The sequence below is a fragment of the Bifidobacterium sp. B4079 genome (genome assembly GCF_026537385.1).
GTDB lineage: Bacteria > Actinomycetota > Actinomycetes > Actinomycetales > Bifidobacteriaceae > Bombiscardovia > Bombiscardovia asteroides_I.
This window is the reverse complement of the sequence record NZ_JAFNMH010000001.1, coordinates 489610-515535: the sequence shown is the minus strand read 5'-3', so window position 1 is coordinate 515535 and position 25926 is coordinate 489610. Positions and strand designations below refer to the sequence as shown.

General features: G+C 62.0%; 22 protein-coding genes and 4 tRNA genes. 7 read left to right on the top strand and 19 right to left on the bottom strand.

Annotated elements, in window-relative coordinates; all coding sequences use genetic code 11:
- Window positions 1-4: 4 nt before the first annotated feature.
- From J3T95_RS02180 to J3T95_RS02155, 6 genes are all read right to left on the bottom strand, one after another.
- The gene (locus tag J3T95_RS02180; protein WP_267450238.1) at window positions 5-760 is read right to left on the bottom strand and encodes a YebC/PmpR family DNA-binding transcriptional regulator; all 756 of its coding nucleotides are present in this window, start codon (window positions 758-760) and stop codon (window positions 5-7) included.
- A gap of 61 nt (window positions 761-821) precedes the next feature.
- Window positions 822-2108 carry a glycosyltransferase family 4 protein gene (locus tag J3T95_RS02175; RefSeq protein WP_267450237.1) on the bottom strand — a complete coding sequence of 429 codons (1287 nt, stop codon included), beginning with the start codon at window positions 2106-2108 and terminating at the stop codon, window positions 822-824.
- On the bottom strand, window positions 2083-3093 hold the full coding sequence (locus J3T95_RS02170) for a phosphatidylinositol mannoside acyltransferase (RefSeq protein WP_220235829.1): 1011 nt from the start codon (window positions 3091-3093) through the stop codon (window positions 2083-2085). Before J3T95_RS02170 ends, J3T95_RS02175 begins: the two co-directional genes overlap by 26 nt.
- Window positions 3094-3097: 4 nt before the next feature.
- Window positions 3098-3772 (bottom strand): phosphatidylinositol phosphate synthase, encoded by a 675-nt coding sequence (pgsA, locus tag J3T95_RS02165; protein ID WP_267450236.1) that lies wholly within the window; start codon window positions 3770-3772, stop codon window positions 3098-3100.
- Between the two features lie 3 nt (window positions 3773-3775).
- A complete protein-coding gene (gene thrS / locus J3T95_RS02160; RefSeq protein WP_267450235.1) occupies window positions 3776-5821 on the bottom strand; it encodes a threonine--tRNA ligase in 2046 nt (681 codons plus the stop codon).
- 76 nt (window positions 5822-5897) lie between these two features.
- On the bottom strand, window positions 5898-6728 hold the full coding sequence (locus tag J3T95_RS02155) for a PAC2 family protein (protein ID WP_220235832.1): 831 nt from the start codon (window positions 6726-6728) through the stop codon (window positions 5898-5900).
- A gap of 162 nt (window positions 6729-6890) precedes the next feature.
- On the opposite strand from J3T95_RS02155, the gene J3T95_RS02150 reads away from it, so the two are divergent.
- From J3T95_RS02150 to J3T95_RS02135, 4 genes are all read left to right on the top strand, one after another.
- Window positions 6891-6963, top strand: a tRNA-Gly gene (locus J3T95_RS02150).
- Between the two features lie 27 nt (window positions 6964-6990).
- Window positions 6991-7061, top strand: a tRNA-Cys gene (locus J3T95_RS02145).
- Window positions 7062-7082: 21 nt separating this feature from the next.
- A tRNA-Val gene (locus J3T95_RS02140) sits at window positions 7083-7154 on the top strand.
- Window positions 7155-7185: 31 nt separating this feature from the next.
- Window positions 7186-7258 (top strand) — tRNA-Val (locus tag J3T95_RS02135).
- Window positions 7259-7923: 665 nt separating this feature from the next.
- Here J3T95_RS02135 and J3T95_RS02130 read toward each other — a convergent pair.
- Window positions 7924-8577 (bottom strand): helix-turn-helix transcriptional regulator, encoded by a 654-nt coding sequence (locus J3T95_RS02130; protein WP_267399957.1) that lies wholly within the window; start codon window positions 8575-8577, stop codon window positions 7924-7926.
- A 723-nt stretch (window positions 8578-9300) separates the two neighbouring features.
- The gene (locus J3T95_RS02125) at window positions 9301-10176 is read right to left on the bottom strand and encodes an undecaprenyl-diphosphate phosphatase (RefSeq protein ID WP_220235834.1); all 876 of its coding nucleotides are present in this window, start codon (window positions 10174-10176) and stop codon (window positions 9301-9303) included.
- Between the two features lie 145 nt (window positions 10177-10321).
- Here J3T95_RS02125 and J3T95_RS02120 point away from each other — a divergent pair, with 145 nt between their 5' ends.
- The gene (locus J3T95_RS02120; RefSeq protein WP_267450234.1) at window positions 10322-11116 is read left to right on the top strand and encodes a fructosamine kinase family protein; all 795 of its coding nucleotides are present in this window, start codon (window positions 10322-10324) and stop codon (window positions 11114-11116) included.
- A 1-nt stretch (window position 11117) separates the two neighbouring features.
- On the opposite strand, the gene dnaJ is transcribed toward J3T95_RS02120, so the two are convergent.
- Both dnaJ and hrcA read right to left on the bottom strand, forming a co-directional pair.
- Entirely contained in the window at window positions 11118-12254 is a 1137-nt protein-coding gene (gene dnaJ / locus J3T95_RS02115) for a molecular chaperone DnaJ (protein WP_220235836.1), read from the bottom strand.
- 84 nt (window positions 12255-12338) lie between these two features.
- On the bottom strand, window positions 12339-13412 hold the full coding sequence (hrcA, locus tag J3T95_RS02110) for a heat-inducible transcriptional repressor HrcA (RefSeq protein WP_220235837.1): 1074 nt from the start codon (window positions 13410-13412) through the stop codon (window positions 12339-12341).
- 184 nt (window positions 13413-13596) lie between these two features.
- On the opposite strand from hrcA, the gene tkt reads away from it, so the two are divergent.
- Both tkt and tal read left to right on the top strand, forming a co-directional pair.
- Window positions 13597-15699, top strand: a complete 2103-nt coding sequence (tkt, locus tag J3T95_RS02105; protein WP_267450233.1) for a transketolase — start codon at window positions 13597-13599, stop codon at window positions 15697-15699.
- A 155-nt stretch (window positions 15700-15854) separates the two neighbouring features.
- Window positions 15855-16964, top strand: coding sequence for a transaldolase (gene tal, locus J3T95_RS02100; protein ID WP_220235839.1), 1110 nt, complete (start codon window positions 15855-15857; stop codon window positions 16962-16964).
- A gap of 118 nt (window positions 16965-17082) precedes the next feature.
- On the opposite strand, the gene hemH is transcribed toward tal, so the two are convergent.
- The 9 genes from hemH to J3T95_RS02055 form a co-directional block, all read right to left on the bottom strand.
- A complete protein-coding gene (gene hemH / locus J3T95_RS02095) occupies window positions 17083-18006 on the bottom strand; it encodes a ferrochelatase (protein WP_267450232.1) in 924 nt (307 codons plus the stop codon).
- Window positions 17999-19396, bottom strand: coding sequence for an MFS transporter (locus J3T95_RS02090; protein WP_267450231.1), 1398 nt, complete (start codon window positions 19394-19396; stop codon window positions 17999-18001). Before J3T95_RS02090 ends, hemH begins: the two co-directional genes overlap by 8 nt.
- A 4-nt stretch (window positions 19397-19400) precedes the next feature.
- Window positions 19401-20159, bottom strand: coding sequence for a hydrogen peroxide-dependent heme synthase (gene hemQ / locus J3T95_RS02085; RefSeq protein ID WP_267450230.1), 759 nt, complete (start codon window positions 20157-20159; stop codon window positions 19401-19403).
- 290 nt (window positions 20160-20449) lie between these two features.
- On the bottom strand, window positions 20450-20698 hold the full coding sequence (secG, locus tag J3T95_RS02080) for a preprotein translocase subunit SecG (protein WP_220235843.1): 249 nt from the start codon (window positions 20696-20698) through the stop codon (window positions 20450-20452).
- A 60-nt stretch (window positions 20699-20758) separates the two neighbouring features.
- Window positions 20759-21541 (bottom strand): triose-phosphate isomerase, encoded by a 783-nt coding sequence (gene tpiA / locus J3T95_RS02075; protein ID WP_267450229.1) that lies wholly within the window; start codon window positions 21539-21541, stop codon window positions 20759-20761.
- A 90-nt stretch (window positions 21542-21631) separates the two neighbouring features.
- Complete coding sequence (locus tag J3T95_RS02070) at window positions 21632-22828, bottom strand: phosphoglycerate kinase (protein WP_220235845.1); 1197 nt, start codon at window positions 22826-22828, stop codon at window positions 21632-21634.
- A gap of 79 nt (window positions 22829-22907) precedes the next feature.
- Window positions 22908-23867 (bottom strand): DNA-binding protein WhiA, encoded by a 960-nt coding sequence (gene whiA / locus J3T95_RS02065; RefSeq protein ID WP_220235846.1) that lies wholly within the window; start codon window positions 23865-23867, stop codon window positions 22908-22910.
- Window positions 23868-23987: 120 nt separating this feature from the next.
- Window positions 23988-24887, bottom strand: a complete 900-nt coding sequence (gene rapZ / locus J3T95_RS02060) for an RNase adapter RapZ (protein ID WP_396019979.1) — start codon at window positions 24885-24887, stop codon at window positions 23988-23990.
- Window positions 24884-25867 carry a shikimate dehydrogenase family protein gene (locus tag J3T95_RS02055; protein ID WP_267450228.1) on the bottom strand — a complete coding sequence of 328 codons (984 nt, stop codon included), beginning with the start codon at window positions 25865-25867 and terminating at the stop codon, window positions 24884-24886. Before J3T95_RS02055 ends, rapZ begins: the two co-directional genes overlap by 4 nt.
- Window positions 25868-25926 lie beyond the last annotated feature (59 nt).

The window sequence follows — 25926 nt, the reverse complement described above, 5'->3', positions numbered from 1 at the left end:
AAGGTCACTCGTCGTCCAGCTGGGCCATGACCTCGTCGGGCGCTGTCCAGTTGCTGTAGATCTCCTGCACGTCGTCCAGGTCGTCCAGGTTGTCGATCAGCTTGGAGACCTTGCGGGCGGAGTCCAAGTCCAAGGTGACCTCGCTCTTGGGATTGAGGACCAGGTCGGCGGAGTCATAGTCCATGCCCGCCTCCTGCAAGGCCTTGCGGACGTTGACCATGTCGCCGGGGGCAGTCAGCACGGTGTAGCTCTCGCCGTTGTCCTGCACGTCCTCGGCCCCGGCCTCGGCGGCCTTCTCGAAAACCGTGTCGTATTCCAGGCCCTCCGAGGGGACGATAATCTGACCCTTGCGCTCGAAGTTGAAGCTGACTGACCCGTTCTGGGCCAAGGATCCGCCGCCCTTGGTCAGGGTGGAACGGACCTCGGCGGCCGCACGGTTGCGGTTGTCGGTCAGGCATTCGATGATGATGCCCACGCCGGCGGGAGCGTAGCCCTCGTAGACGATAGTCTCGTAGTTGGCTGCTCCGGCCTCCTCGCCCGAGCCGCGTTTGACGGCCCTGGTGATGTTGTCTGCGGGTACGGAGGACTTCTTGGCCTTGACGATGGCGTCGTAGAGTGTGGGGTTGCCGTCGGGGTCACCGCCGCCGGTACGGGCAGCGATCTCGATGTTCTTGATCAGCTTGGCGAAGAGCTTGCCACGCTTGGCGTCGATGGCTGCTTTCTTGTGCTTGGTGGTCGCCCACTTCGAATGCCCTGACATATGTCTCCTGACGGTACGAATGCGTAAACGAATGGAATTCTAGTTCCGCTCTTCGACAATTTTACGAGTTTTCAGGCCCTTCCGTAGGGGCTTCATCGTAAAGAGAACCAGCCTTCCGGCCTACCAGTCTGCCCAGCAGGCCACGGCGATGATCAGGCCGGGCTGCCAGGGCACGAGCATAGACATTTAGAACCTGGTCGGTGACCCGCTCCCAATCGTAGTCGCTGGCCCGACGCATTCCGTGCGAGGCCAGATCCAGGCGGACACTTCGGTCGTCCAGCAGTCCAAGGACCACCCGGGCGCAGTCCAAGGGGTCTCCGTTGGCGAACAGACGCGCGTTGTGGCCGTTCTGGGAGACATCCTTGAATGCTGGCAGGTCCGAGGCCACCACCGGGCAGCCTGCAGCCATGGCCTCGACCAACACGATGCCAAAGCTCTCTCCCCCGGTCTGCGGGGCTACATACAGGTTCAGGCTGTGGTAGAAGGAGGCCTTGTCCTCGTCGCTGATCCGACCCAGGAAGGTGAAGTGCTGGGCCAGTCCGGGATCGACAGCCTCGAGTATTTTCCGGGCATCCCCTTGGCCGTCTCCCGCACATAGGAAACGGGCTCCCGGCACGCGCTGCAGAATGGCAGGTGCTGCCTGGGCCAGAATCTTGAAACCCTTGCGCTCCTCCTTCATCCGTCCCAGGAATCCGATGGTGGGTTCCTGCTCGCTCCCCTGCCATTCCGGGCGCGGCCGGGCATTGCGCAGGACTTTGGTCTCGATGCCGTTGGGGATGATCTGGCTGGGTATGCCCGGCTCCAGCAGATTCTGGGCAGTCTGCATGGCCGATGGGCTGACGAAGATGGCCTGGCTGATGCTGGCCAGGTACCTCCGCAGGTAGCGCCTGGTCAGCCTCAGGGCCAGAGGCGTCGAATCGAAGGCTGCATGGAAGGTGGCCACATAGGGGCAGGGAACAAATCCGGGCCTCAGAGGCTTGTGGCTCAGGGATGGCACCTCGGGCTCGTGCAGGTGCAGGATGTCGAAGTGGCCCTGTCTGACCCACTGCCGGGTCTTGTGGCCGGCTGCGCCGAAGTAGCTCAGGTTGGCCACGGATCCGTTGTATGGAATGGAGAAGGAGGAGCCGGTGGTGTGCACCCAGAGGGGCATGTCCTGGGTGCGTCGGCCCGGGGCCAGAACCTGCACCTGGTGGCCACGGTCCATAAGATGCCTGGCGAAGTCGCGGATGTGCAGTTGGACGCCGCCCGGGGTCTCGAAGGAGTAGGGCGAGATAATCCCCACCCGCAGAGGCGCCTTGATGGCGGCTCGCTCTGGCTCCTGTTCAGGTCTTTGTTCGGGTGCCTTCATGCCCGTCACCTCCCTTGTTCTTGGATGCCTGGGCCAGGATGAAGTCCGGCAGGTCGTGCATCCGAGAAAGATCCAGATCCTCGAGGAAAATCGGCTGGAGCATGTGCCAGTCCTCGGGATGCTCACGAATGCCCTGGGCCCACTGATCCACCCAGGCCTGTGTCAGAGAGTTGATCGCCTGCTCCCGGGGCATGTCCAAGTAGGGCTCTATGGCGATGGGCCCGTCCACCTGGCATATATAGCCATAGGGGGACTTGGCCTGCCGGCGACGCTCCCTCGTCAGCCTTTCCCTGTGCATGTTGACGGTATACAGGGGCAGACGGGCGTCCAAGGCAATGACGGCAGGACCTGCGGCCACGCGAATCCAGGAGTCGAAGGCCTTGGCGAAGACGCCTCGGCGGCTCAGATCACGGTCGGCAAGCAGGGGCACCACCTGGTCCGGCTCCCGCAGCACGGTTGTCAGACGGCCGGTGATGTCCGGCTCGCCGGTCAGCAGGATGTTCATGCCCAAGCGACGGCGGATGTCTGCGAAGGTGTTCAACATCTCCTGGTCCCGCAGTCGCTCGGCAACCGTGGTGACCTGGCCGACCGTGGAGCTGGCCCAGAATCCGGCATAGTCCCAGTTGCCCTGGTGGCCCATGCCGATGGGCAGGGAGCACAGGCCGATGTCGCGCTTGGCCGGATCAGGATATGCGCTGCCGCCTCCGTGTATGCGTGCCAGCAATTGCTCCTTGGTGCGGGCACCCACTGTCAGGGCCTCGACGAAGTAGACGAAGTAGGAGCGCATGCCCTGGCGCGAGGTGTGTCGCAGGCTACGACGGTCGGCCTCTGGCATGACATGGGCCAGATTGCGCTCCAGCTGTCTGACGCCGCCCATCCGCAATAGCCAGCAGAGGTCGGCTGCTGCCAGGAAGAGGCCGCGCACCAGCCGCTCGGGCACCAGACGCGCGTGCTGCGCCAGAAAGATGAGCAGTCGGTCCGGCATAGGCTCACTCGTGGTTGGGGTTGGCGGGCTGTGGGTTGCGGCTCATGTCCTTGCCGACGTGGCTGATCCGCTGCCAGACGGTGATGATGCCCAACAAGGCCAGCAGGACCAGGAAGCAGCTGAGCACAGCTAGGGGCAGCCCGGCTCCAGTCAGGGCCATGCCAACCAGGATGATGACCAGCCGATCCGACCTGGTGGCAATGCCATTCTTAGCCTCGAACCCCTCGGCCTCGGCCCGGGCCCGGGCGTAGGAGGTGACGAAGGAGGTCATGATGGCGAAGAGCGCTGCAGCCATGCCAACCTGGGCCCAGATGTCTGGACCCTGGTGGCTGCCATCTGCCACCCAGGCCAGCTCGTGGCGGCGCAGGTAGATGATGACCCCGGTCAGGACGGCCCAGTCGGCTATCCGGTCAAGGGTGGAGTCCAGAAAGCCTCCGAACTGGGTGCCCCCGCCGGTCAGCGCGGCCACGGAACCATCCAGGGAGTCGAAGGCCACCAGGATGGCCAGGACGATGGCCCCGGGCAGGAGCCAACCGGTGAACCCGGTCACGATGGCGACCAAAGTGGTGCCTACGGCTCCGCTGATCGTGACACCGTTGGCACTCACGCCCAGACGAACCAGGCCGCGGGCGATGGGGGCGATGATGCGCTTCCAGGGGCGCCGTAGATGCTCGAACATCGGTCAGTCCTGACTGCAGGAGGTGTTCGCTCGGAAGTCGTCTGCCGAGTTGATCTGGGCACGGACCTTGATGGCCTCGTTGATCCAGGCGCGGGCCTGCTCCACGGGCACGCCGTTGAGCTGACTGCCGTCGCGGAAACGGAAGGAGACCGCGTTCTTGGAGACATCCTCCTCGCCGGCGATCAGGATGAAGGGGGCCTTGGACTTGGCCGCGTTGCGAATTTTCTTGCCGAAACGGTCATCGGAGCGGTCGATCTCGCAACGGACCATGTCATCGCGCAGCTCGTCCAGCAGATGCTCTAAGTGGGGGGCGAATTCGTCGGCCACGGGCACGGCTTGCACCTGGACCGGGGCCAGCCAGGCTGGGAAGGCGCCGGCGTAGTGTTCCAGCAGGATGGCGAAGAAGCGCTCAATGGATCCGAAGAGGGCCCGGTGGATCATGACCGGCCGCTGGTGGGAGCCGTCGGCGGCGATGTACTCCAGCTGGAAGCGCTCGGGCAGGTTGAAGTCCAGCTGGATGGTGGAGACCTGCCAGGTGCGCCCGATGGCATCACGTGCCTGGACGGAGATCTTGGGCCCGTAGAAGGCGGCGCCCTCGGGGTCGTCAACCAGTTCCAGCCCGGAGTCCTTGGCCACCTCGGCCAGGGTGTTGGTGGCTTCCTCCCAGACCTCGTCGGATCCGACGAACTTGTTGGGATCCTTGGTGGACAGCTCCAGGTAGAAGTCGTTGAGGCCGAAGTCCTTGAGCACCTTGAGTACGAACTGGAGCAGGTTGGTCAGCTCCCCCTTCATTTGGTCCCGGGTGCAGTAGATGTGGGAGTCGTCCTGGGTCAGGCCGCGCACACGGGTCAGGCCGTGGACTTCGCCGGACTTCTCGTAACGGTAGACGGTGCCAAACTCGAACAACCGCAGGGGCAGCTCCTTGTAGGAGCGCTGGCGGGACTTGAAAATCAGGTTATGCATGGGGCAGTTCATGGGCTTCAGGTAGTAGTCGAAGCCCTGGCGGGTGACCTTGCCGTTGGAGTCCTTTTCCTCGTCCAGGTGCATGGGCGGGTACATGCCGTCCTTGTACCACTGCAGGTGGCCCGAGATCTCGTAGAGGTGGCCTTTGGTGATGTGCGGGGTCTGCACGAAGGAGTATCCGTTGCGCCGGTGCATCTGCCGGGAGTAGTCCTCCATGGCGTTGATGACGGCTGCGCCCTTGGGGTGGAAGACTGGCAGGCCGGGGCCGATTTCATCCGGGAAGGAGAAGAGGTCCATTTCGGCCCCCAGCTTGCGGTGGTCGCGGCGTGCGGCCTCCTCCAGACGGGCGGTATAGGCCTTCATGTCGTCCTTATTGGCCCAGGCGGTGCCGTAGATGCGCTGAAGCATGGGGTTCTTCTCGTCCCCGCGCCAGTAGGCGGCGGCCGTGCGCATGAGCTTGAAGCAGCGGATGTAGCGGGTGTTGGGCAGGTGGGGGCCCCGGCAGAGATCCTTCCAGACCGTGTTGCCCTCGCGGTCCAGGTTGTCGTACATGGTCAGCTCGCCGCCTGTGGCCACCTCGGTGGCCTCTTCGCTGTTGATCTCGGCCTCCTTGGCACCGATCAGCTCCAGCTTGTAGGGCTGGTCGGCCTCCTCCTTGCGGGCCTCCTCCTCGGTGACGACGCGCCTGCGGAAGCTCTGGGAGGACTTGATGATCCGCCTCATCCGCTGTTCGATCTGCTTGAGGTCGTCGGGGGTGAAGGGCTTGTCCACGTCGAAGTCGTAGTAGAAGCCATCCTTGATGACAGGGCCGATGCCCAGCTTGGCGTCCGGGCGGATCTCCTGGACGGCCTGGGCCATGACGTGGGTGGCCGAGTGCCGCATGATGGCCAGTCCCTGGTCGCTCTCCAGGGTGATGGGCTCGACCTTGTCGCCTTCGTGCAGAGGTGTGTAGAGGTCGCGTGGCTGCCCGTTGAGGTCGACGGCAATGATGTCCTTGTCGTCAGCAAAAAGCTGGACGCCAGTCTGATCCGCCGCCACCTCCTTCCGTTCGCCCTTGACGATGATGGAGATGCTCGACTGTGTCATGAATGCCGTCCTTGCTATCGGAGCCCGCGTTACAGGGTGCAGGCTGGACATGGTTATCGAGCCACAGCCTAAGTCGTCACTCAGACAAGGAGGGGCCTTTGTTGCCCATGGAACGCAGGTAGTCCTCGGCTTCCCGGATCAGCTCTTCGGCGGCCGGCTCGTCCATATGGGCCTGGTCGGCATCAATCTCCAGACGGTGGACGTAGTTGGCCAGGTCGTCATTGCAGCGCAACAGCATTCCGGCCTGGGCCTTCCACTCGGCTGCCTTGCGGGGCAGCTCCCCCTCGTCAAGGTGGACCCCAAGCATGGCCGAGAGTCTTTGCAGCAGCTGCAGGGTACCCTGCGCGCACTCGTCGCTGCCCAGGTACTGTGGCACGGAGACCCATATAGACTCGGTGCTGTAGCCGTCCTGGGTGGCAAGAGCATCCAGGACGGTGGGGATGCCTATTGGGCCGGAGTGGCCGTCGGTGTCGGTCTTCGGCTGGTCGCCAGCCAGATCGTCGATGGGCAGGGGCCTGGTGTGGGGGCAGTCGGCGAACATGGCACCCAGGGTGATGATGGCCTCCGCCTCATCGTCTTCGGCCCAATGAATGCTGCGCCGGCAGAAGTCGCTCCAGTGGTAGTTGGGCTCCGGGCCCATCTCCAGCAGGAGGGTGTGGGTGTCATCAATCTGCACACGGTAGATCTTGGTGGAGGGCCAGATAATCCGCCGCCTACCCTGCACATGGCAGAGCATGGGCCTTGACATCTGGTAGTCGTAGAACCCGTCGCCCGGAATGCTGCCGATCTCGTGGGACTCGTAGACGTTCAACAGGTGGCGGATGACGTTGGTCGAGGCTGAGCACGCATCGTTCCAGCCATCGAAGGCGGCCACCATGGTGCTGTGCTGCCTGGCTTCTTCACTCATACCTCTCACCCTACCGGTAGGAAGCCTTGTATTTCGCGGCTTTGCCGTCAGCGGAGGGTGGCTCTATGACGCGGCGACACGCGCTCTTTGCCAAGTGCGAGGGTCTACGCTACAGTAGTGCAACGTGCTTCGGCAGTCACCGCTAGGGTGAAAGTTGAATGTGCGGGCATAGCTTAGTTGGTAAAGCGCGACCTTGCCAAGGTCGAGACCGCGGGTCCGAGTCCCGTTGCCCGCTCGAGGTTTCGAGCAGTTTAACCAATACGGTGGGTTAGCCAAGCGGTTAGGCAGCGGCCTGCAAAGCCGTATAGACGAGTTCGACTCTCGTACCCACCTCTCTCGAAACGAGAATGACCCGGGCGGTTGGCGCAGAGGTAGCGCACTTCCCTGACACGGAAGGGGTCACTGGTTCGAATCCAGTATCGCCCACGAGGATCACTTCGGTGGTCTTTCCCAATCCGGGCGATTGGCGCAGCGGCTAGCGCACTTCGTTCACACCGAAGGGGTCGCAGGTTCGATTCCTGCATCGCCCACCTGGATGCTGAGTCTCTCTCTCCCCCCCCCCCCCATCTTCTCTCTGAAAATCCATTAGCAGGCAGGGATGTTTGATCCGCTTTTTGTCCTATCGGGCTCTTCTGGTCATGGGCTTTTTGGCTAATAATTTATTTGTGGTGGTTCAAACCGGTTTTCTTAATGCTCCGGCACGGCTTTGCCCCCCTGTCTTGGGCGTCTCCCATCGACGGACATCCGATATTCCCCTGTTTGAACCAGATCGTGCGCTCTATTTCCTGCCTGCTGCGAGTTCGGCCGATGAACGTCATTCGTATTAGGGTCAGACTTTGAACCGAACGCTTGGCATGTCCGTGGCTTTGTGATAATTTACTCTTATCTGCAGGTCGGGGGACCTGCCAGAAACAGGAGTAACCCGAGGTGTCCTTAACGAGGTGATAACATGCAGAAAGGCCGGGGCCTATGAGGGCAAGTCGTTGCCGTGGCTGAATCTGTCATTCCCCCCACAGCTTGAGGAAACCGTGGACTCTTTGTTCTACCTATGTGATACTTGCGTGGCCCGCGTGTAGGGTCGCGTTCCGGTTGTCGTGTAATTCACGGCGGCCGTGCTGTAAAGCTCCCCCGGCGGCGCAGAATTATACCCCCCTCTCCTGCCGCCGGGGGTTTTACTTATTAGCTGTTTTGGCCCCTATTTCAGGGCCTGCAGGTACCGGTAGAGAGTGGGAATGGATATCCTGAGTTCGGGTGCCACAATTCCTACCGCGCCCTTGATCAGGAAAATGCCCCGGTCCTTGATGTCGCTGATGATGTTCAGCCTGTCCTGTTTGGTCAGCTTATCCATGGGAATGTTGAACTGGCGGACCGCCTCCCTGGTGATCCTGCGGATGTTCTCCTGAGGCTCTTCAGTCATGTGGCTGCGGGAGGCCTCTGTGGAGATCTGCACATCGTCGGAGTCGGTTTCGGTCAGAGTCTGCAGCACATGGGCCGCCTGCTGCAGCTCGGTGATGTTGATGCTGATGCAGAGCAGGCCGATGACGGTTTGCTGCCTGTCGTGTATCAGGTATGAGGAGACGCGGAACTCGTGCATGTTCAGGCGGCGCCCGCGGTAGTCGGAGACGAAGTCGGCCCCATCACGTTCGGCCCGCATGGCCAGTTGGCGGGTCTGGTTGGTCACGGTGTCGCCCAGGGTGCGTCCGGAAAGCTGACCATTGCGAATAAACACTATGGTATTCTCGAGGCGAGTGATGTCATGCACGGCGATCTCGGCCATGGGGCCGAAGGAATCGGCCATGAATTCTGCAAGGGGAAAAATCTCTTCAAGGTTGTCAACTGTGAAATGCATGGCTGATCCTCAACATCCTAACAGGGCGGTTTGTAGCCGCCGGTTGGTGCTGCGGGAAGCGAAAGGCTTGGGAGGGAGTGATATGTTCCATTACTTCTATACCTGCCAGACGGCTTCCTCTAGTTCCGTATACTAGACCTTCTCTTTTGCCCTTCGGTTCCCGGTCCGCCGTCCATGGCCCAGCTGATCCACGGGGGTAACCAAGCGCCGAGGGATTTTCATGTTAACGCAAGATGATGGTTAAAAGCTGCTTTTGCTGCCCGGCTGGTCGTCCGGGGCGGGTGCCCTTTATGACCGATATTCCTGAATCGGGCATGTGGAGTAAGCACAGATTCCCAAAAATCCCGGGAAAGTCAATGATTCCGGAAGCTGATTGCTGGTCCTCGTTATGGATTTCAGGCAGGATGTGAACTCAATGTGAGCCTGATCACGTGTGTCGATGTCAGAAGGCCCTGAAGCCTGCCATGCCCTGGATGGCCTTGTTTGCCATTTACTATGAGGAGGGGCATCAGCACCAGTGCCGTCATGAGCTATTACAGGCCAAACCTATATGGCACAACCGTTGCAAATCTCCCAGAAAAAATCGGGATCCCCCGTTGGCCGCGCAATGCATGCAGGTCTGTGTGCTGACTCCACTGCCGCGAAACCACGGGCAGTACATGAAAGAATGCTGTCACGCGGCATTGGGATCGTCTGATCCTCGGCGAAGTTCTTCATCAGGGGTCAGCTGGCTGCAACGCCGCCCACAGCAGGCAGGGCGCCGACCATGAGCATGATGGCCACGAAGATTGCCAGGCCGATTCGGTAGATGACAAATCCCCGGTAGGAGAAGCGTGAAACGATCTTCAAAAAGGCGATGATAACGATGTAGCCCAACAGAAAGCTGACTACGGTGGCGCAGATGGTGGCCCCCCAGCCGGGGAAAGCAGCATCTGCATTGATGTTTTTCAAGGACTTGACCGTCTCTAGGATTCCGGCGCCGAAGACGGCGGGAATGGCCATGAGGAAGCTGACCCGGGTTGCGGCCTCGCGGGTATAGCCCAAGCCGCGGCCGAAGGTCATGGTGCCGCCCGAACGGGATACGCCGGGGATCAGGGCCAGCATTTGCCCGATGCCGAAGAGCAGGGCGTCACGGGCGTTCATCTGCCGGATCTCCTTGGTCTGACGGCCATGGCGGTCGAAGTAGTCCAGCAGCAGGCCAAAGACGATCAGTACCACCACGGTAATCCAGAGATTGCGCAGCTTGGTCTCGATTATCTTCTGGAAGAGCAGTCCCGCCACGACGATGGGCAGGGTTCCCAGAATGATGTACCAGCCCAATGCTGCGTCATGGTCCTTGGAGCCCATCCGCTCCCGCCAGGAGGAGCCGTCCTTGCCAGCCAGGCAACGGAACCAGTGGGTCAATATGCGGACAATGTCATGCCGAAAGTAGAGCAGAACCGCCAGCTCGGTGCCGAATTGGATGATGGCTGTGAAGGCCGCGCCCGGGTCCTGGCCCAGCAGGCCGCCCACGATGCGGATATGGGCGCTGGATGAGACGGGAAAATACTCCGTCAGGGCCTGCACCAGGCCGAACAGAATGGCTTCGAAGAAATTCATGGACCCCTCTTGCTATGTCGGACAACAATGGCAAGCATAGCCACCGCGCAGGGCAGGAAGAGCCAAGGGGCGGGCATGTCTCGCAGAATGCCCACAATGGATCTTGTCGGAATCGACGACTCGACGATTAGGGGTGTGGATCATCATGGCCAAGACCTACAGAAAATCCAGGGGCGGGGCCCCGGCGGGATTCTTCGAGTGCGAAGGGCGCGGTCTGCAATGGCTGGGCCAGGCTCAGGCGCAGGGCGGTCCCCGAGTGGTGGATGTCTACGACTGGGGCCCGGACTATTTGGACATTGAGGAGGTAACCTCCGCCTCCCCCACGTCTGGCGCGGCCTACCGCTTTGGCGCCCAGCTGGCCCATATGCATGATGCCGGGGCCGACCACTTCGGCTCTGCGCCCGAGGGCTACACGGGCACCTGCTACTTCGGGCCCCTGCAGGATCCGCTGCCCATGGACGTGGGCGCCTGGGACGACCCGGCCACCTATTGGGCCAAGGGACGGCTGGAGCCCATGGTGGGCATGGCCATGGATCGGCGGGCGCTGAACCGCGAGGACATGAAGATGACCCAAGAAGTGATCCAGGCCCTGCCGGAACTGCTGGGTGCCGCCGCCGATGACAAGCCCGCCAGGGTCCACGGGGACCTGTGGAGCGGCAACGTCATGTGGGCCAGGAAAGACGGGCAGACACAGGCTGTCCTGATCGACCCTGCGGCCCACGGAGGCCATCGTGAGGAAGACCTGGCCATGCTGCAGCTGTTCGGCATCCCCTACCTAGGGCAGATCCTGGACGGCTACCAGAGCGTGCATCCCCTGGTGGCCGGCTACCAGAACCGGACTACGCTCTGGCAACTCTACGCCATCGCCGGGCACTGCGCCTTCTTCGGCGGCGGCTATGTGAGCGAATATCGGTCCATGTGCCGGTCGCTGCTGGGATGACTCAGCTGAAGATGTCCTTGAGCTTGCCGAATATTCCCTTGCGGCCTCCGGCTCCGGCAGGCTTGGCGCTCTGCGGGACCTGCTTGGCTTCGGAGTCGTGGCTGTCGGCGAAGTCCTCAATCAGGCGGCGCTGATTGTCGTCCAGCTTGGTGGGGATCTGGACCAGCACGTGGACAATGATGTCGCCGCGCTCCTCCCGGTTGCCCAGTCTGGTGACACCCAGGCCCTTGATGGTGATCTCCTGGTCGGGCTGGCAGCCGACGGGAATCTCCACCTGTCGCTGGCCGTCGAATGTCTCCAGGTCCACCTGGTGGCCCAGCACGGCCCAGGTCATGGGCACGGCGATCCAGCAGTGCAGGTCCTGGCCACTGCGAGTGTAGTGCTTGTCGGGCTTGATGGCGATGTCCACGTACAGGTCGCCGGCCGCTCCGCCGCCTTCGCCCACCTCGCCTTGGGAGGCCAACCGCAGGCGTGAGCCGTCGGCCACGCCTGCCGGCACGTTGACGCCCACCTCGCGGCGGGTGCGTACACGGCCGTGGCCGTTGCAGACCGGGCAGGGGTGCTCGATGACGGTGCCGTGGCCCTCACACCGCTCGCAGGGAGCCTGGCTCATCATCTGCCCCAGCAGGGTCCGCACCACCTTCTGGGCATAGCCCTTGCCATGGCATACAGGGCAGGTCACCGGTGAGGTCCCCTTCTGGGCCCCCGATCCGCCGCACTCCTGACAGAGGCCATAGGTGCTGATGGGGGTGCGTACCACGCCGCCGAAGATGGCGGTCTTCATGTCCACAGAGACCTGGGCCAGGGCATCCCGTCCGGGTTGGGTGCGCGGAATGGGCCCCTGGGTCGTGCCACCGAAGCCGCCGCCGAAGAACTGGTTGAAGACGTCGCCCATGTCGAAGGGGCCGGCTCCCTGGGAGGCCTGGGGGTCATTGGGGTCCACGCCCGCGTCGTACATGCGCCGCTTCTCAGGATCCGAGAGCACCTCGTAGGCGCTGTTGACCTCCTTGAACTTGTCCTCGTATTCACGCCCGGCGATGTCCGGGTGGTACTTGCGGCTCATTTTGCGATAGGCACGCTTGATGTCCTGATCGCTCGCGCCGCGCTCGACTCCCAAAACCTCGTAGTAATCTGCCACCGATCATCCTTTTCGTTTGATGCCCTTTCGACCCATAGTTGCATGGGCCCACGATACCTATGACTTATGCCGCTGCCTTAACGGTCATGGCTCCCCGTCGCCGGCCAGGAAACCGGTCAAATACGAGGCCACGGCACGAACCGCGCTCATGGTCGCCGGATAGTCCATATGGGTCGGGCCGATGGAGCCTACGAAGGCCACTGGCTCGTCGGCTTCTGAGCCGTCGGTCTGCCTGGACCTGGCATGTCCGTATCCACTAGTGACTACCGAGGCGTGGACTAGCTCGGGAGTCCGGGTCTCGGTGCCGATTGCCACGCTGACCCCGTTGCTCTCGCGCGAAAGCTCGCTCTGGGCCCGCATGAGCCGCATGAGCACCACCTGCTCCTCCAAGGCGTCCAGCAGCGAGCCCAAGTCCCCCAAGGAGACGGCCTGGCTGTGGGTCAGCTGGGAGGTGCCGGCCATGTAGAGGCCACTGGTCTGCTCTCGGGTGGCCATCTCGTCGAAGACTGCAGCCACCAGGCGCAGCGTGGACTTGTCGCGGCCCTCGGTAAGGGAGTCGGCCAGTATGCGGCAGCGGTCGGCTGCACGGTCCAGGGGCAGGTCCTGGCACTGCCGGTTGATCTGGTCGGACAGGTCCGCCAAGGCGTTCGGGTCCTCCTGCAGGGGCCCGTGCAGGGTGCGCTGGACCACCCGGCCGGTATCGGTGATTACCACCATAAGTACGGTCCCCCGGCTCAGTCCTATAAGCTCGGCCCGGCGCAGGTTCGAGCTGGCCAGGGAGGGCGAGGCCACCACGGCGATCTGCCCGGTGATCTGAGCCAGAAGCTGAGCGGCGTGCTGCAGGGTGTCCTCCAGGTTGACCGACCCAGACAGAAAAGCGTTGATGCCCCGGCGCTGGGCTGCGGACAGAGGCACGATGGTGGCCAACTTGTCGACGAAGTAACGGTAGCCCTTCTGGGTGGGGATGCGGCCGGCCGAGGTGTGGGGTTGAACCAGGTAGCCCTCGCTCTCCAGGGCCGCCATGTCGTTGCGCACGGTGGCGGAGCTGACTCCAAGCTGATGACTTCTGGTGAGCGAACCCGACCCTACCGGCTCACGAGAACGAATGTAGTCCTCGACGACCGCGCGCAGCACCAGCATGCGTCTGGTATTAGGCAATGTCGCTCCTTCCGTCATGATTTCATTATTAGCACTCGGGCCATGAGAGTGCCAAAACGTCGCGCGAAGAGCCGAATTGTGTCGTCTCAAACCGATACGATGGAAACGCATTGTGAAGGTAATCGAACATTTTCGACACAAGTCGAACATGAAGACCTCTAGATTGGAAGGAAAGCAGCACCATATGGCAGATTTCACATGGTCCGAACTTGATGAGCGGGCTGTCAAGATGGCCAAGGTCCTCTCGGCCGACGCGGTCGAGAAGGCCGGAAGCGGCCACCCCGGTTCCCCTATTTCGTTGGCGCCCATCGCCTACGCGCTCTACCAGCACTTCATCCGTCACGATCCCAACGACCCCGACTGGGTTGGGCGTGATCGGTTCATTCTTTCCGGCGGCCACGCCTCGCTGACCCAGTACGTGCAGCTCTACTTCTCCGGATACGGACTGACCCTGGACGATCTGAAGCGCTTCCGCACCGCAGGCACCCGGACCCCCGGCCACCCCGAGTACGGCCTGACCCCCGGCATCGAGATGACCACCGGCCCGTTGGGCCAGGGTCTGGCCTCGGCTGTGGGCTTCGCCTATGGTCAGCGTTACGAGCGTGGTCTGCTGGATCCTGACGCACCTGAGGGGCAGTCCCCCTTCGACCATAAGGTCTGGGTCATCTGCGGCGAGGGCGACGTCGAGGAGGGCGTCTCCTCCGAGGCCAGCTCCCTGGCCGGCGACCAGCGCCTGGGCAACCTGACCGTCATCTTCGACGCCAACCACATCCAGATCGAGGGCGACACCCGCATCTCCCTGGGCGAGGACATCCTCAAACGCTACCAGGCCTACGGCTGGTACACCGACGAGTTCAGCTTCATCCAGCCCGACGGCTCTTACAAGGAGGATGTCGAGGGCCTGGCTGCCGTCCTGGAGAAGGCCGAGCAGGTCACCGACCGGCCCAAGTTCATCAAGGTGGACACCCTGATGGCCTGGCCGACCCCCGGTAAGACCAACGATCCTTCAGCCCACGGCTCTGCCCTGGGCCCCGAGGCCGTCGCCGCCCTGAAGAAAACCCTGGGTTACGACCCTGAGCAGAGCTTCCAGATCGACGAGGAGGCCCTGGCTCACGCACGCGAGGTCGCTCAGCGCGGCCTAGCCGCCCACAAGGACTGGGACGAGAAGTTCCAGGCTTGGCGCAAGGCCAACCCCGACAAGGCTGCCCTCTACGACCGCATCCATGCCGGCAAGCTGCCCGAGGGCTTCGACAAGGCCTTGGACGACTTGGAGGCTGGCTTCGAGCCCGGCTCAAAGGTGGCCACCCGCAAGGCTTCCGGCGCAGCCATCAACGCCCTGGCCCCCATCATGCCCGAGCTTTGGGGGGGATCCGCTGATCTGGGCGGCTCCAACAACACCAACATCAACGGTGCTGTCTCCTTCGCTCCTGAGGCCGACGAAACCGTCCAGTGGCCCAAGGCCAGCAAGTACGGCCGCCAGCTGCACTTTGGCGTGCGCGAGTTCGCCATGGGCGCCATCACCAACGGCATCCTGCTGGGTTCGGACACCAGGCCCTACAACGGGACCTTCTTCCAGTTCAGCGACTATGAGCGCCCCTCGGTGCGTCTGGCGGCTCTGATGGACATCCCCAACTTGTATGTGTGGACCCACGACTCCGTGGCCCTGGGCGAGGATGGCCCCACCCACCAGCCCATCGAGCACCTGACCGTCATGCGTGCCATCCCTCAGATGGAGGTTGTGCGCCCGGCCGACCAGTACGAGACCGCTGAGGCTTACCGCGCCTTCTTCGAGAAGGGCAACACCCACCCCACAGCCATGATTCTCACCAGGCAGGGCGTGCCCACCTTGAAGGAGACCAAGGCCAAGGCCCGTGAAGGCGTTCGTAAGGGCGCCTACGTGCTGGTCGACACCGAGGGCCAGCCGGATGCACTGATCATGGCCACCGGCTCCGAGGTGCAGCTCGCTGTGGCTGCCTCCAAGACCCTGGCTGAGCAGGGCGTCAAGGCCCGCGTCATTTCCGTGCCCTCGCTTGAGTGGTTCGAGGAACAGGACGACGAGTACAAGGAAGCTGTTCTGCCCGCCTCCGTCAAGGCCCGCGTCTCCGTTGAAGCTGGCCTGGCCACGCCCTGGTACAAGTACCTGGGCAGCTATGGCAAGCCCGTCTCCATAGAGCAGTTCGGTCTGCAGGGCAGCGGCGACGAGAACATGCGCGACCTGGGCATCACCGCCGATCATGTGGTCGAAGCAGCACAGGCCTCCCTGGAGGAAGTCCGTCGGGCACGCTGAACCCGGCATCGTGATTAATCGGGGGCCGTCCGCGACGCCGGCCCCCTCCCCTGCAGAGCACGTCCGAAACGCGGGCCTGGGGAATACAGAAATAGACTTCCCGGTAGAGCATAGTGAATGTGATTCCATCGGGAACCCAAATAAGGAGTGACAAGATGGCAGAAAATGCAAACACCCAGCGCACCAGCGATTCAGGTGTCTCGATCTGGCTGGACGACCTGAGCCGCACCCGCATCGAGTCGGGCAATCTGCAGCAGCTGATCGCCGAGCGCAATGTGGTGGGCGTGACCACCAACCCCTCGATTTTCCAGAAGGCCTTGAGCCAGGTGGGCCCCTATGACGAACAGCTCAAGCAACTGGGTCGCATACCTGTTGAGGAGGCCGTCCGCGAGCTAACCACAACCGACGTGCGTAACGCCACCGACATCTTCCGCGAGGTTGCCGAAAAGACCGATTACGTGGATGGACGCGTCTCTATCGAGGTCGATCCTCGTCTGGCCCACAACACAGAAGAGACCGAGAAGCAGGCCGAAGAGCTCTGGAACAAGGTCGACCGGCCCAACGCCATGATCAAGATTCCCGCTACCCTGGAGGGCCTACCCGCCATCACCGCCACCCTGGCCAAGGGCATCTCAGTCAACGTGACCCTGATCTTCTCCCTGGAGCGCTACAAGCAGGTCATCGACGCCTTCATAGAGGGTATGGTCCAGGCTGACAAGAACGGCCATGACCTGAAGCACATGGGCTCGGTCGCTTCCTTCTTCGTCTCCCGCGTGGATACTGCGGTTGACAAACTGTTGGAGGCCAACGGATCTGACGAGGCCAAGTCCCTGGAGGGCAAGGCCGCTGTGGCCAATGCCCGCCTGGCCTATGAACTCTTCGAGAGGGCTTTTGACAGCGATCCTCGCTGGGCTGGCCTGGAAGCCAAAGGCGCCAAACGTCAGCGTCCGCTCTGGGCCTCCACCGGCACTAAGAACGCCGCCTACTCCGACTGCAAGTACGTGGACGAGCTGGTGGCCCCTGACGTGGTCAACACCATGCCAGAGAAGACCCTGAATGCTCTGGCTGATCACGGCAATGGCGCTCCCTCGGTCAAAGGCACCTATCAGGAGAGCCACCAGGTGATGCAGAAGCTGGCTGACCTGGGCATCAGCATCAAGGACGTGACCGACAAGCTGGAGGCCGATGGCGTCGCCGCCTTCATCGACTCCTGGGATTCGGTCCTCTCCGACGTACAGAAGGGCATCGATCGCGTCAACGGCTGAGCGCCTGACTGACAGCCGTCGCGAACGACTATCGATTGTGCCCCGCCGGTTTGAACCGGCGGGGCACAATCGATATCTCAACAAAAATCCAAGTAGATATGTGACTACTCTTATACGACTACTCTGTCTTGGTCTCTTCGACCACCTGCTGCAGGGCGGCAATCAGGGCGGGGCTGTCGTTGGGCAAGTTCAACCTGGTCAGGGTGCCGCCGGCTGATTCAATGGCCTTGGTCAGCTCAATGTCCACGTCATAACAGATTTCCAGGTTGTCGGCGATGAAGCCGATGGAGGCGGAGACGATGGTCTTCATGCCGCTCTTGGTGATCAGATCCTTGGCCACCTCGACGAAATCAGGACCGATCCAAGGCTCTTGGGTGCGGCCTGCAGACTGCCAAGCCAGTATGTACTGCTCCTCATTGAGGCCGGCGGCCCGAGCCACGGCATTGGATAGGCCGATGACCTCATCCTTGTAGGGGTCCCCTCCCTGGATGATGCGTAGGGGCAGGGAGTGGGCGCTGAAAATCACCTTAGCGTCTGGCCGGTCGGTCAGATGCTTCTTGGCCACCAGCTGATCGCTCCAGAAGTGGATCAGTGCCTGGTGGTTCCACCAGGACCGCACCGGCAGATATTCCATGCTCGGATGGGCCTCGATGGCCTTGCGGGCGCGGTTGTGGTAGTCCTCGCTCGAATAGGAGGAATACTGAGGGGCCAGCGGCAGGCCAATCACCCTGGTGATGCCTTCGGCGGCAATCTGGTCGACTGCATCCTTGATGAAGGGTGCGATGTATTTCAAACCTTCGTAGACCTTGTAGGCGCCGGGATGGGCCTTGTCCAGCGCAGCCTGAAGACCGTCGCGCTGGGCTCTGGTGATCCTGGCCAGGGGCGAGGGCAGGCCGATGGCCTTGTAGCGGCCGATCAGCTGGTCCATGAGCGGCTTGGGTGGCTCCTGCCCGTGGCGGATGTTGGTGTAGTACCCCTTGATGTCTGACTCCTGGTAGGGGGTGCCGTACGCCATGAGGAGGACAGCTGTAGGTTCAGTCATCAGCGACTTCTTTCTGTGAAAATGGAATGCAGTTTGTCAGGCCGATATTGACCAGGGCTATGACGATGACCACCAGGAACATGTTCCTGTAGGAGGCCAGACCAGCCTGTCCGCCCACCTTGCCAAGTTCAATGGCCGAGGCGAAGAGCAGGGGGGCGATGGTGGTGCCGATCTTCTTGCAAGCGGACAACCCGCCTATGGCCTGCATACGGTTCTCGAGCCCGGCCAGCCTTCCGGCGATGACCTGGAGCGGCGAGGACATCATCGAGCCCATGCCGACCCCCATCAGGAAGGACAGGAGCATGAAGAGCTGCAGGTCATGAAGGGTCAGTGTGATCACCAAGGCCATCAGGCCTATCAGCGACGATGAGAAGACGAGCGTCGTCCGGAAGCCGAACTTGTCGACCAGGAGCCCGCCCAGCCAGGATCCGACCACGGAGCCTAGCCCGACGCCGACCATGACCATGCCGGCTGAGCGGACCGGAAGCCCGAATACGGAGTGTACATAGGTTGGGATGTAGACGAAGAGGGAGAAGAACATGCCTCCCAGCGTTCCCAGCAGCAGGGTGATCCCATAGGAGGGCAGCTTCAGCAGGTGGATGGGCAGGAAGGGCATGGTCTCCTTGGAATCGCCCAGATTACGTTCATGCACAAGGAAGACCGCGCCGGCCGCCACTGCGACCAGGAGGCATCCGATGATCAGGGCCAGATAGGTGGTTCCGTACTGGAGGAAAGTGATCGCCACCATCAGCAGAGCCAAAGCGATGCTGAAGGAGCCCAGGCCCAAGTAGTCGATCTTCCAGTCACGGTCAGTCTGGGAGTCGCCCATCATGAACCAGGCCAGAATAAACAAAATGGCCAGGAAGGGCAGCATCATGAAGTAGTAGGCCCGCCATCCGTGGGTGATGCCCAGGAGCCCGCCAGACAGGACCGGGCTGACCATGGCGGAAAGACCGGCGATGATGCCCACCGTGGATACCCTCCTGCCTTGGTCGTTCCTGCGGGCGCGCTGCAGAAGGACGTTCATGGACAGGACCATGATGCCGCTGTCTCCCAGCGACTGGATGAACCGGCCCAGCAGCATGACCGCATAGTTGGGCGAGACCGCAGTCATCAGACATCCAAGGAACCAGAAGGCCAGCTCCCAGAGGAAGACCTTCCTGGTCCCGTGGGCATCGGAGAGGTTGGAGGTGATGGGGGTGCCCACCACCAGGCCCAGGGTGTAAAGTCCGACCACCCAAGAGGAGCCCATGGTGGTCAGGCCGAAGGTCCGGGTGATGGACGGCAGCATGGTCGGCACCGCTCCCCCATCCAGCTGGGTGATGAAGACGATGACCATGAAGAACCATATGGGCGTGGAAAGGATCGATCTTCTCTCCCCTGTCGGCATGGTGTTACTGTCCAATCTGGTCCGTGAACAGTCTGTCAATGCACTCAGGATCAGCCCGAGTGCCTACCAGGAAGTAAGGGAATTCGCCGTATATGGAGCTGGCTTCGATGTAGCGCATCTCAGTGACAATTTTCTTGAACTCGAGGGGATCGTCAGCGAACAGGGTGACGCCCCACTCGTAGTCGTCCAGGCCGATGGATCCTGTCAGGATGATGGAGACCTTGCCGGCGTAGGAGCGGCCGATCTTGCCGTGGTCATGCATGTAGGCCTTGCGCTGGTTGTAGGGCAGCGTGTACCAGTTGGCGCCGGGGACGCGGGTCTTCGACATTGGGTAGAAGCAGATGTAGTGCTTGTCGGGAGTCCTGGGGTGAAGGCTGGCATTGACGTAGGACCAGCCTCGGTCTGTGGTTGGCTTGCCCGAGTAGAGGCCCACCTCAGTGACGGACACATAGGAGATGGTCGGCTCCAGATAATCGGACAGGCGCAGCTTCTCCAGGGAGGTCTCGACCCCCTGCAGCTGGTCCAGGGTCTCCCTGAGGACCATCAGGCCCAGGTCGGCCTTTTGCCCGTTGACCTGGAACCAGTAGTGGCTTCCCTGGCCCTGGGACTGGACCGCTTCCAGCTGTGCGGCCAGGGCTTTGAACTCTTTCAGACATTCCCGGCGTTCGTCCTGCGGCACTCGACGCCACTTGGCCCAATCGATTTTCCAGAAGAGGTGGAGACAGAACCAGCCCTCCAGGCTCGGTGCAGCTTGCTCAGCCATGAGCACTTCCTTTCGCTTGCTTAGCTTGCACGACATTGTGTGATGCGCCGCTCGTCGGGCACACCATTGTTCTTTACTCTATCCTTCAGGCGGCTGATTCGTTGGATTATCGGTGCATTGTGAATGACATATTGTGGTAATAGTCAAGGACTATGAGCCTCGCGCTATTGCTGGAGAAAACAGTTATAAAAAAGCAGTTAAAAAGGAGCAGTCATAGGGATAGGACACCCGGATAAGGAAAAACCCCGGTCACTGCCGGGGTCAGGTATTTCATGTATTGGTTGCTGAAATCAGGCCAACTTGTACTTGGAAATGAGGTCCAAGGCGATGATGATGGCCACCCAGATCAGAGCCACAATAATGGTCAGCCGGTTCAGGTTCTTCTCGGCTGCGCCCGAGGTGCCGGCGTTGGAGCCGATTCCGCCGCCGAACATATCGGACAGGCCGCCGCCCTTGCCCTTGTGCAGCAGAATCAGCATGGTCAGCAATATGCTGGCGATGATGACGACGACTTGAAGCACAATCTTGACAATGGTCACGGCACATACCTCCATGTAAGGAACTGGAGATTAGTATACATACACCCGAGGAAAAACGCATCAGCCCTTAGCTGCCAGTCGCACAATCCGCGCGAACTCCTCCACATCCAGGGAGGCGCCACCCACCAGAAAGCCGTCCACGTCCGGCTGGGTGATCATCTGGGAGGCGTTCTTGGAGGTGACCGAGCCGCCGTAGAGGATATGTACGGCCTGGCCGGCAGGCTCTCCAAATTTGCTTGAGATATGGTCGCGAATCGCCCGGGCGGCCTGCTGGGCCGTGTCCGGAGTGGCCACCATGCCGGTGCCAATGGCCCAGACCGGTTCGTAGGCCACGATCAGGTTTTCCATGTCTTCCTTGGCCAGGTCACGGGTGACGTCGTTGACCTGACCAACGGCGAAGTCAAGTTGGATGCCCTGACGGCGCTCCTCGTAGCTCTCCCCCACGCAGAGGATGGGCTTCATGCCTGCAGCCAGAACGGCTCGGACCTGGTCGACGATGTTGGCATCGTCCTCGGGATGGTACTTGCGCCGCTCTGAATGGCCCACGATGACATAGTTGCAACCCAACTGAGCCAGCATGTCGGCGGACACATCCCCGGTGAAGGCCCCTTGGGCAGTGACGGAGACAGCCTGGGCCCCATACTCGATGGGCAGGTTATCGGCCTCAACCAGCACCTGCACGGAACGCAGGGCGGTAAAGGCGGGCATCAGAGCCACCTGGCAACGCCTGCGGTCGAAGTGGGCGTCGCGCAGGAGCCAGGCCAGCTTCTGCACGAAATAGGTGGCTTCCAGGTGGTCGAAATTCATCTTCCAATTGCCGGCCACCAGGGGAATGCGTGCCATACCAGACCTTTCCATCCGCGTACCAACAGCAATGCCGGGTCGCCGGATGCGAAACCCGGTGACCCGGCATTGCCCGCCTGTCTGCCGATTTTACTCCAGCACCTTCAGACCCGGAAGCTCCTTGCCCTCAAGGAACTCCAGCGAGGCACCGCCACCGGTGGAAATGTGCGAGAAGCCGTCCTCAGGGAAGCCGAGGTTGCGCACGGCCGAGGCAGAGTCGCCGCCACCGACGATGGTGAAGGCTCCAGCCTTAGTGGCATCGACCAGGCCCTGGGCCACAGCCCGGGTGCCATCGGCGAATGCCGGGAACTCGAAGACGCCCATGGGTCCATTCCAGACCACGGTCTTGGAGTCCACGATCTTGTCATGGAAGAGCTTCTGGGAGTCAGGGCCGATGTCCAGACCCATCTTGTCTGCAGGGATGCCATCGGCGGGAACCACCTGGTGGGGTGAATCCGCCTTGAACTCGTCAGCCACCACGATGTCGGTGGGCAGGACCAGCTCCACGCCTTTCTCGCGTGCAGTGGCAATGTAGCCCTTGACAGTGTCGACCTGATCCTCTTCCAGCAGTGAGGAGCCGACCTCATAGCCTTCAGCTTTGAGGAAGGTGAAGACCATGCCGCCACCGATGACCAGACGGTCGGCCTTGCTGAGCAGGTTCTCGATGACGCCCAGCTTGTCAGAGACCTTGGAGCCGCCCAAGACCACAGTGAAGGGCCGGTCGGGGTTCTCGGTCGCCTTGGATAGTGCCTTGACTTCCTTCTCGACCAGCAGGCCTGCTGCGGAGGGCAGGAATTTGGCCACGGAGTAGTTTGAGCCCTGGGCGCGGTGGACTACGCCGAAGCCGTCTGAGACGAAGACGTCGCCCAGGTCGGCGATCTTGCGGGCGTAGGCGTCACGCTCGGCCTCGTCCTTGCTGGTCTCCTCGGGGTTGTAGCGCACGTTCTGCAGCAGAACCACGTCACCGTCGTTCATGGCGGCCACCTTGGCATGGGCATCTGGGCCATAGGTGTCCTCAGCCAGAGGAACCTGCACGCCCAGCAGCTCGCTGAGGCGAGCGGCCACGGGGGCCAAGCTCAGCTCGGGAACGACCTTGCCCTTGGGCCGACCCAGGTGGGCCATGAGGATAACCTTGGCGCCCTGGTCACGAAGCTGCTTGATTGTTGGCAAGGCGGCGCGGATGCGGCCGTCGTCCGTAATGGTGGTGCCGTCCAGCGGCACGTTAAAGTCCGCGCGGACGAGCACGCGCTTGCCCTTGAGATCACCGAGGCTCTTCAGTGTTTTCATGCGTATCCTTTCTGACCGCGGGTCAATGCGCCCGCTCCCCTGCCATGGTACTCAGGCAGACCGACCTGTGTGAGCTATCTCACTCTTGTTTGGCCAGTTCCTCGGTCTTCTTCTTTTCGACTTTGGTGGCCAGCTGCAGCAGACGGCGGATACGTCCGGCGATGGCATCCTTGGTGACCGGTGGGTCGGCAAGGCGGCCCAACTCTTCGAGGGAGGCCTCTCGGTGATCCAGACGAAGCTGGCCGGCCGCACGCAGATTCTCAGGTATGTCGTCGCCAAGGATTTCGAAAGCTTTGGTGACCTTGGCGCTGGCCTCGACGGCAGCCTTGGCCGACCGGCGCATATTGGCATCGTCGAAGTTGGCCAGGCGGTTGGCCTTGCCTCGGGACTCCCCATCGCTGCGCTTGCCGGTCCACTCCCTGGAGGACTTGGGGGCGCCCATCAGGTTGAGCATGCGCTCGATGACGTCCGGGTCGCGCAGGGTGACGCGCTCGGAGCTGCGCACCTGACGGGCCTTGGCGTTGATGCCCAGGCGGCGGGCGGCGCCCACCAGGGCCAAGGCGGCCTCGGATCCAGGGCAGACGATCTCCAAATAGGAGGCCTTGCCCGGGTCGGACAGCTCCCCGTGGGCCAGAAAAGCTCCTCTCCACGCGGCCTTGACCTGGGCGATGTTGCCGGAGACGATGTCGGCGGGAAGACCACGAACCGGATGCTTGCGGCGGTCCAGCAGTCCGGTCTGCAGGGCCAAGGCGCCGCCCGCCCGTAGCACACGGACCGAGTAGCGGGTCAGGTTGCCGGTAGGGGCCTGCCTCTTGACCTGGATCAGATCGGAATCATGGCCGTAGACGTCCCTGATGGTGTTCTGCAACCACTGCGCTGCCAGCAGGGAGTCGAATTGCGCTTCCACCACAATGTGGCGTTGAATGATGTGCAGACCGCCACCGAAGCGGATCATGGCCGCCGATTGTGCTTTCTTGGCAGAGGGGGGTTCGTTGTCAATCGCGGCCAGCTCGCTTTTGACATCATCAAGTAGGGCCAAGAGCCGTCCTCCTACGAAAAAATACTAAAAAATGAATACTTCTTGGCCGCGCGACACACCTGCCACGCCGACCACCGGATTACTGTGATACCGAATATCTTGGACAAATTGCGCCTTTGGCTATCCGCGGGAACGGTGCGGCAGCTCGCGGGCCGAGACGGTCACCTCCATTCCGCAGGACCGCAGACGGGCGGCCAGAGCGTCGGCCATGGCCACTGAGCGGTGCTGTCCGCCAGTGCAGCCAAAGGCGATGGTCACATAGTGTTTGTCCTCGCGTGCATAGCCTCCGAGTGCGGTCAGAATGGCGGTGGTGTAGGCAGCCAGGAACTCCTTGGCGCCCTTGCTGGCCATCACATAGTCCCGAACCGGGCCGTCATGACCGTTCAAGTCCCGCAGTTCAGGGACCCAGTAGGGGTTGGGCAGGAAACGTACGTCGGCCACAAAGTCGGCATCGATGGGTAAGCCGTACTTGAACCCGAAGCTCATGATGTGCACGCCCACGGTGGTCGGGCCGGAGCCCAGGACCATTTCGTACAGGCGGGTGGAAAGCTGATGGATGCTCAAGTTGGAGGTGTCGATGACCATGTCGGCACGCTCCTTGAGCCCGCTCAGCAGGCGGCGCTCCTCCTGGATGCCGTCGATCAGGCGGCCCGAGCCCTGCAGGGGGTGGGGTCGACGGACGGACTCATAGCGCTTGACCAGCACCTGGTCGGAGGCATCCAAAAAGAGGATGCGGCAGCGCACGCCTAGGTCGTCCAGATGGCTGAGCACGGCCGACAGGTCGTCGAAGTAAGAGCGGGAACGGACGTCGATAACCGCAGCCAGGCGGTGCAGGGAGCTTCTGGCCGAGGTCATCATGTCGACCAGGGGCACCAGCAGGCGTGGGGGCATGTTGTCGACCACATACCAGCCCATGTCCTCCATGGAGTCGGCAGCGCGGGAGCGGCCTGCGCCGGACATGCCCGTGATCAGCAGTACCTCGAAGCCTGCGAAAGGCGGTTTTTCCGTCGTCACCGTCATGCCTCCCTCAAGGCTTGGTCCATAGCGGACACCGGAATAGTGGCCAGAGGTCTGTCGGTCATCAGTGCCACCTGACGCACGGCTTGATAGAGCAGCATTCGTTCACCGCTGATGGTCCGGGCGCCAGGCCGGCGGCAGAAGGCCTTCATAAGCGGGGTGGGCCGAGGATCATAGACCACATCCAGCAGGACCGGACCCAAGCGTCCGCCATCATCAGCTTCCTTGGCCTCGGGAGCTTCAGCTGTACTGAGCAAATCGGCCAGGGGGTCTGCTGCACCCGAGGGCAGGGTGGAGACGACAATGTCGGCCCTGGTCAGGCCCTTGTCGGCTGCCTCAGCCTGGCCCATGGCGATGACGGTTGGTTTGGGCAGTTCCAGTCGTGAGGCAAGGTCGAGCAAGTGGTCGCAGTGTTCTGGGTTGCGAGCCAATAGATCTACACGTTCGACCCCCAGCACCTTCAAGGCGCAGAAAGCGGACTCGGCTGTGTTCCCGTTGCCGATGACCAGGGCCTGCGCTCTCCCGTACGGTTGGCCGGGAAGCTGGCCCTGCCGACCCTGACCGGCTGCCTCCAGCAGGGCGGCCAGACCCTCAGGGTCTTCATCGGCCCGGCAGCGGTCGGCAACTTCCAGCAGGGCGGCCACGATTCCCTCCACGTCGGTGTTGTAGAGGGACAAGCCCTTGGCGTGGCCGCCCTGCTGGAAGACTGCTGTGTTGGCTACTCCTAGGGTCTTAGACCAGCAGTCGCAAAAGCCGCCCAAGGGGCCGACAGCACTCTTCAAGGGCATGGTCAGGCTGAGACCGGCCCAGGACGGGTCAAGGCCGTGGATAAAATCTGCCAGGTCGTCAGCGTCCATGCGCACACGGTCGTAGCGCCAGCCGTCCAGGCCTAGCGCCGCATAAGCTGAACGATGCAGGAGAGGCGAAAGGGAGTGGCTGATGGGGTCGCCCAGGACGGCACAACGGTGATCAGGCCCATTCATATCTGCAATCACGCACCAATCAGGATCAGGGCACGGCTCTTTGCCAGCCTCTTGAGCCA

What these genes read in the sequence shown, in the direction of transcription:
- J3T95_RS02180 (WP_267450238.1), bottom strand. Translation starts at nt 760, where the DNA reads ATGTCAGGGCATTCGAAGTGGGCGACCACCAAGCACAAGAAAGCAGCC.
- J3T95_RS02175 (WP_267450237.1), bottom strand. Translation starts at nt 2,108, where the DNA reads ATGAAGGCACCCGAACAAAGACCTGAACAGGAGCCAGAGCGAGCCGCC.
- J3T95_RS02170 (WP_220235829.1), bottom strand. Translation starts at nt 3,093, where the DNA reads ATGCCGGACCGACTGCTCATCTTTCTGGCGCAGCACGCGCGTCTGGTG.
- pgsA (WP_267450236.1), bottom strand. Translation starts at nt 3,772, where the DNA reads ATGTTCGAGCATCTACGGCGCCCCTGGAAGCGCATCATCGCCCCCATC.
- thrS (WP_267450235.1), bottom strand. Translation starts at nt 5,821, where the DNA reads ATGACACAGTCGAGCATCTCCATCATCGTCAAGGGCGAACGGAAGGAG.
- J3T95_RS02155 (WP_220235832.1), bottom strand. Translation starts at nt 6,728, where the DNA reads ATGAGTGAAGAAGCCAGGCAGCACAGCACCATGGTGGCCGCCTTCGAT.
- J3T95_RS02130 (WP_267399957.1), bottom strand. Translation starts at nt 8,577, where the DNA reads ATGCATTTCACAGTTGACAACCTTGAAGAGATTTTTCCCCTTGCAGAA.
- J3T95_RS02125 (WP_220235834.1), bottom strand. Translation starts at nt 10,176, where the DNA reads ATGAATTTCTTCGAAGCCATTCTGTTCGGCCTGGTGCAGGCCCTGACG.
- J3T95_RS02120 (WP_267450234.1), top strand. Translation starts at nt 10,322, where the DNA reads ATGGCCAAGACCTACAGAAAATCCAGGGGCGGGGCCCCGGCGGGATTC.
- tkt (WP_267450233.1), top strand. Translation starts at nt 13,597, where the DNA reads ATGGCAGATTTCACATGGTCCGAACTTGATGAGCGGGCTGTCAAGATG.
- tal (WP_220235839.1), top strand. Translation starts at nt 15,855, where the DNA reads ATGGCAGAAAATGCAAACACCCAGCGCACCAGCGATTCAGGTGTCTCG.
- hemH (WP_267450232.1), bottom strand. Translation starts at nt 18,006, where the DNA reads ATGACTGAACCTACAGCTGTCCTCCTCATGGCGTACGGCACCCCCTAC.
- J3T95_RS02090 (WP_267450231.1), bottom strand. Translation starts at nt 19,396, where the DNA reads ATGCCGACAGGGGAGAGAAGATCGATCCTTTCCACGCCCATATGGTTC.
- hemQ (WP_267450230.1), bottom strand. Translation starts at nt 20,159, where the DNA reads ATGGCTGAGCAAGCTGCACCGAGCCTGGAGGGCTGGTTCTGTCTCCAC.
- tpiA (WP_267450229.1), bottom strand. Translation starts at nt 21,541, where the DNA reads ATGGCACGCATTCCCCTGGTGGCCGGCAATTGGAAGATGAATTTCGAC.
- J3T95_RS02070 (WP_220235845.1), bottom strand. Translation starts at nt 22,828, where the DNA reads ATGAAAACACTGAAGAGCCTCGGTGATCTCAAGGGCAAGCGCGTGCTC.
- rapZ (WP_396019979.1), bottom strand. Translation starts at nt 24,887, where the DNA reads ATGACGGTGACGACGGAAAAACCGCCTTTCGCAGGCTTCGAGGTACTG.
- J3T95_RS02055 (WP_267450228.1), bottom strand. Translation starts at nt 25,867, where the DNA reads ATGAATGGGCCTGATCACCGTTGTGCCGTCCTGGGCGACCCCATCAGC.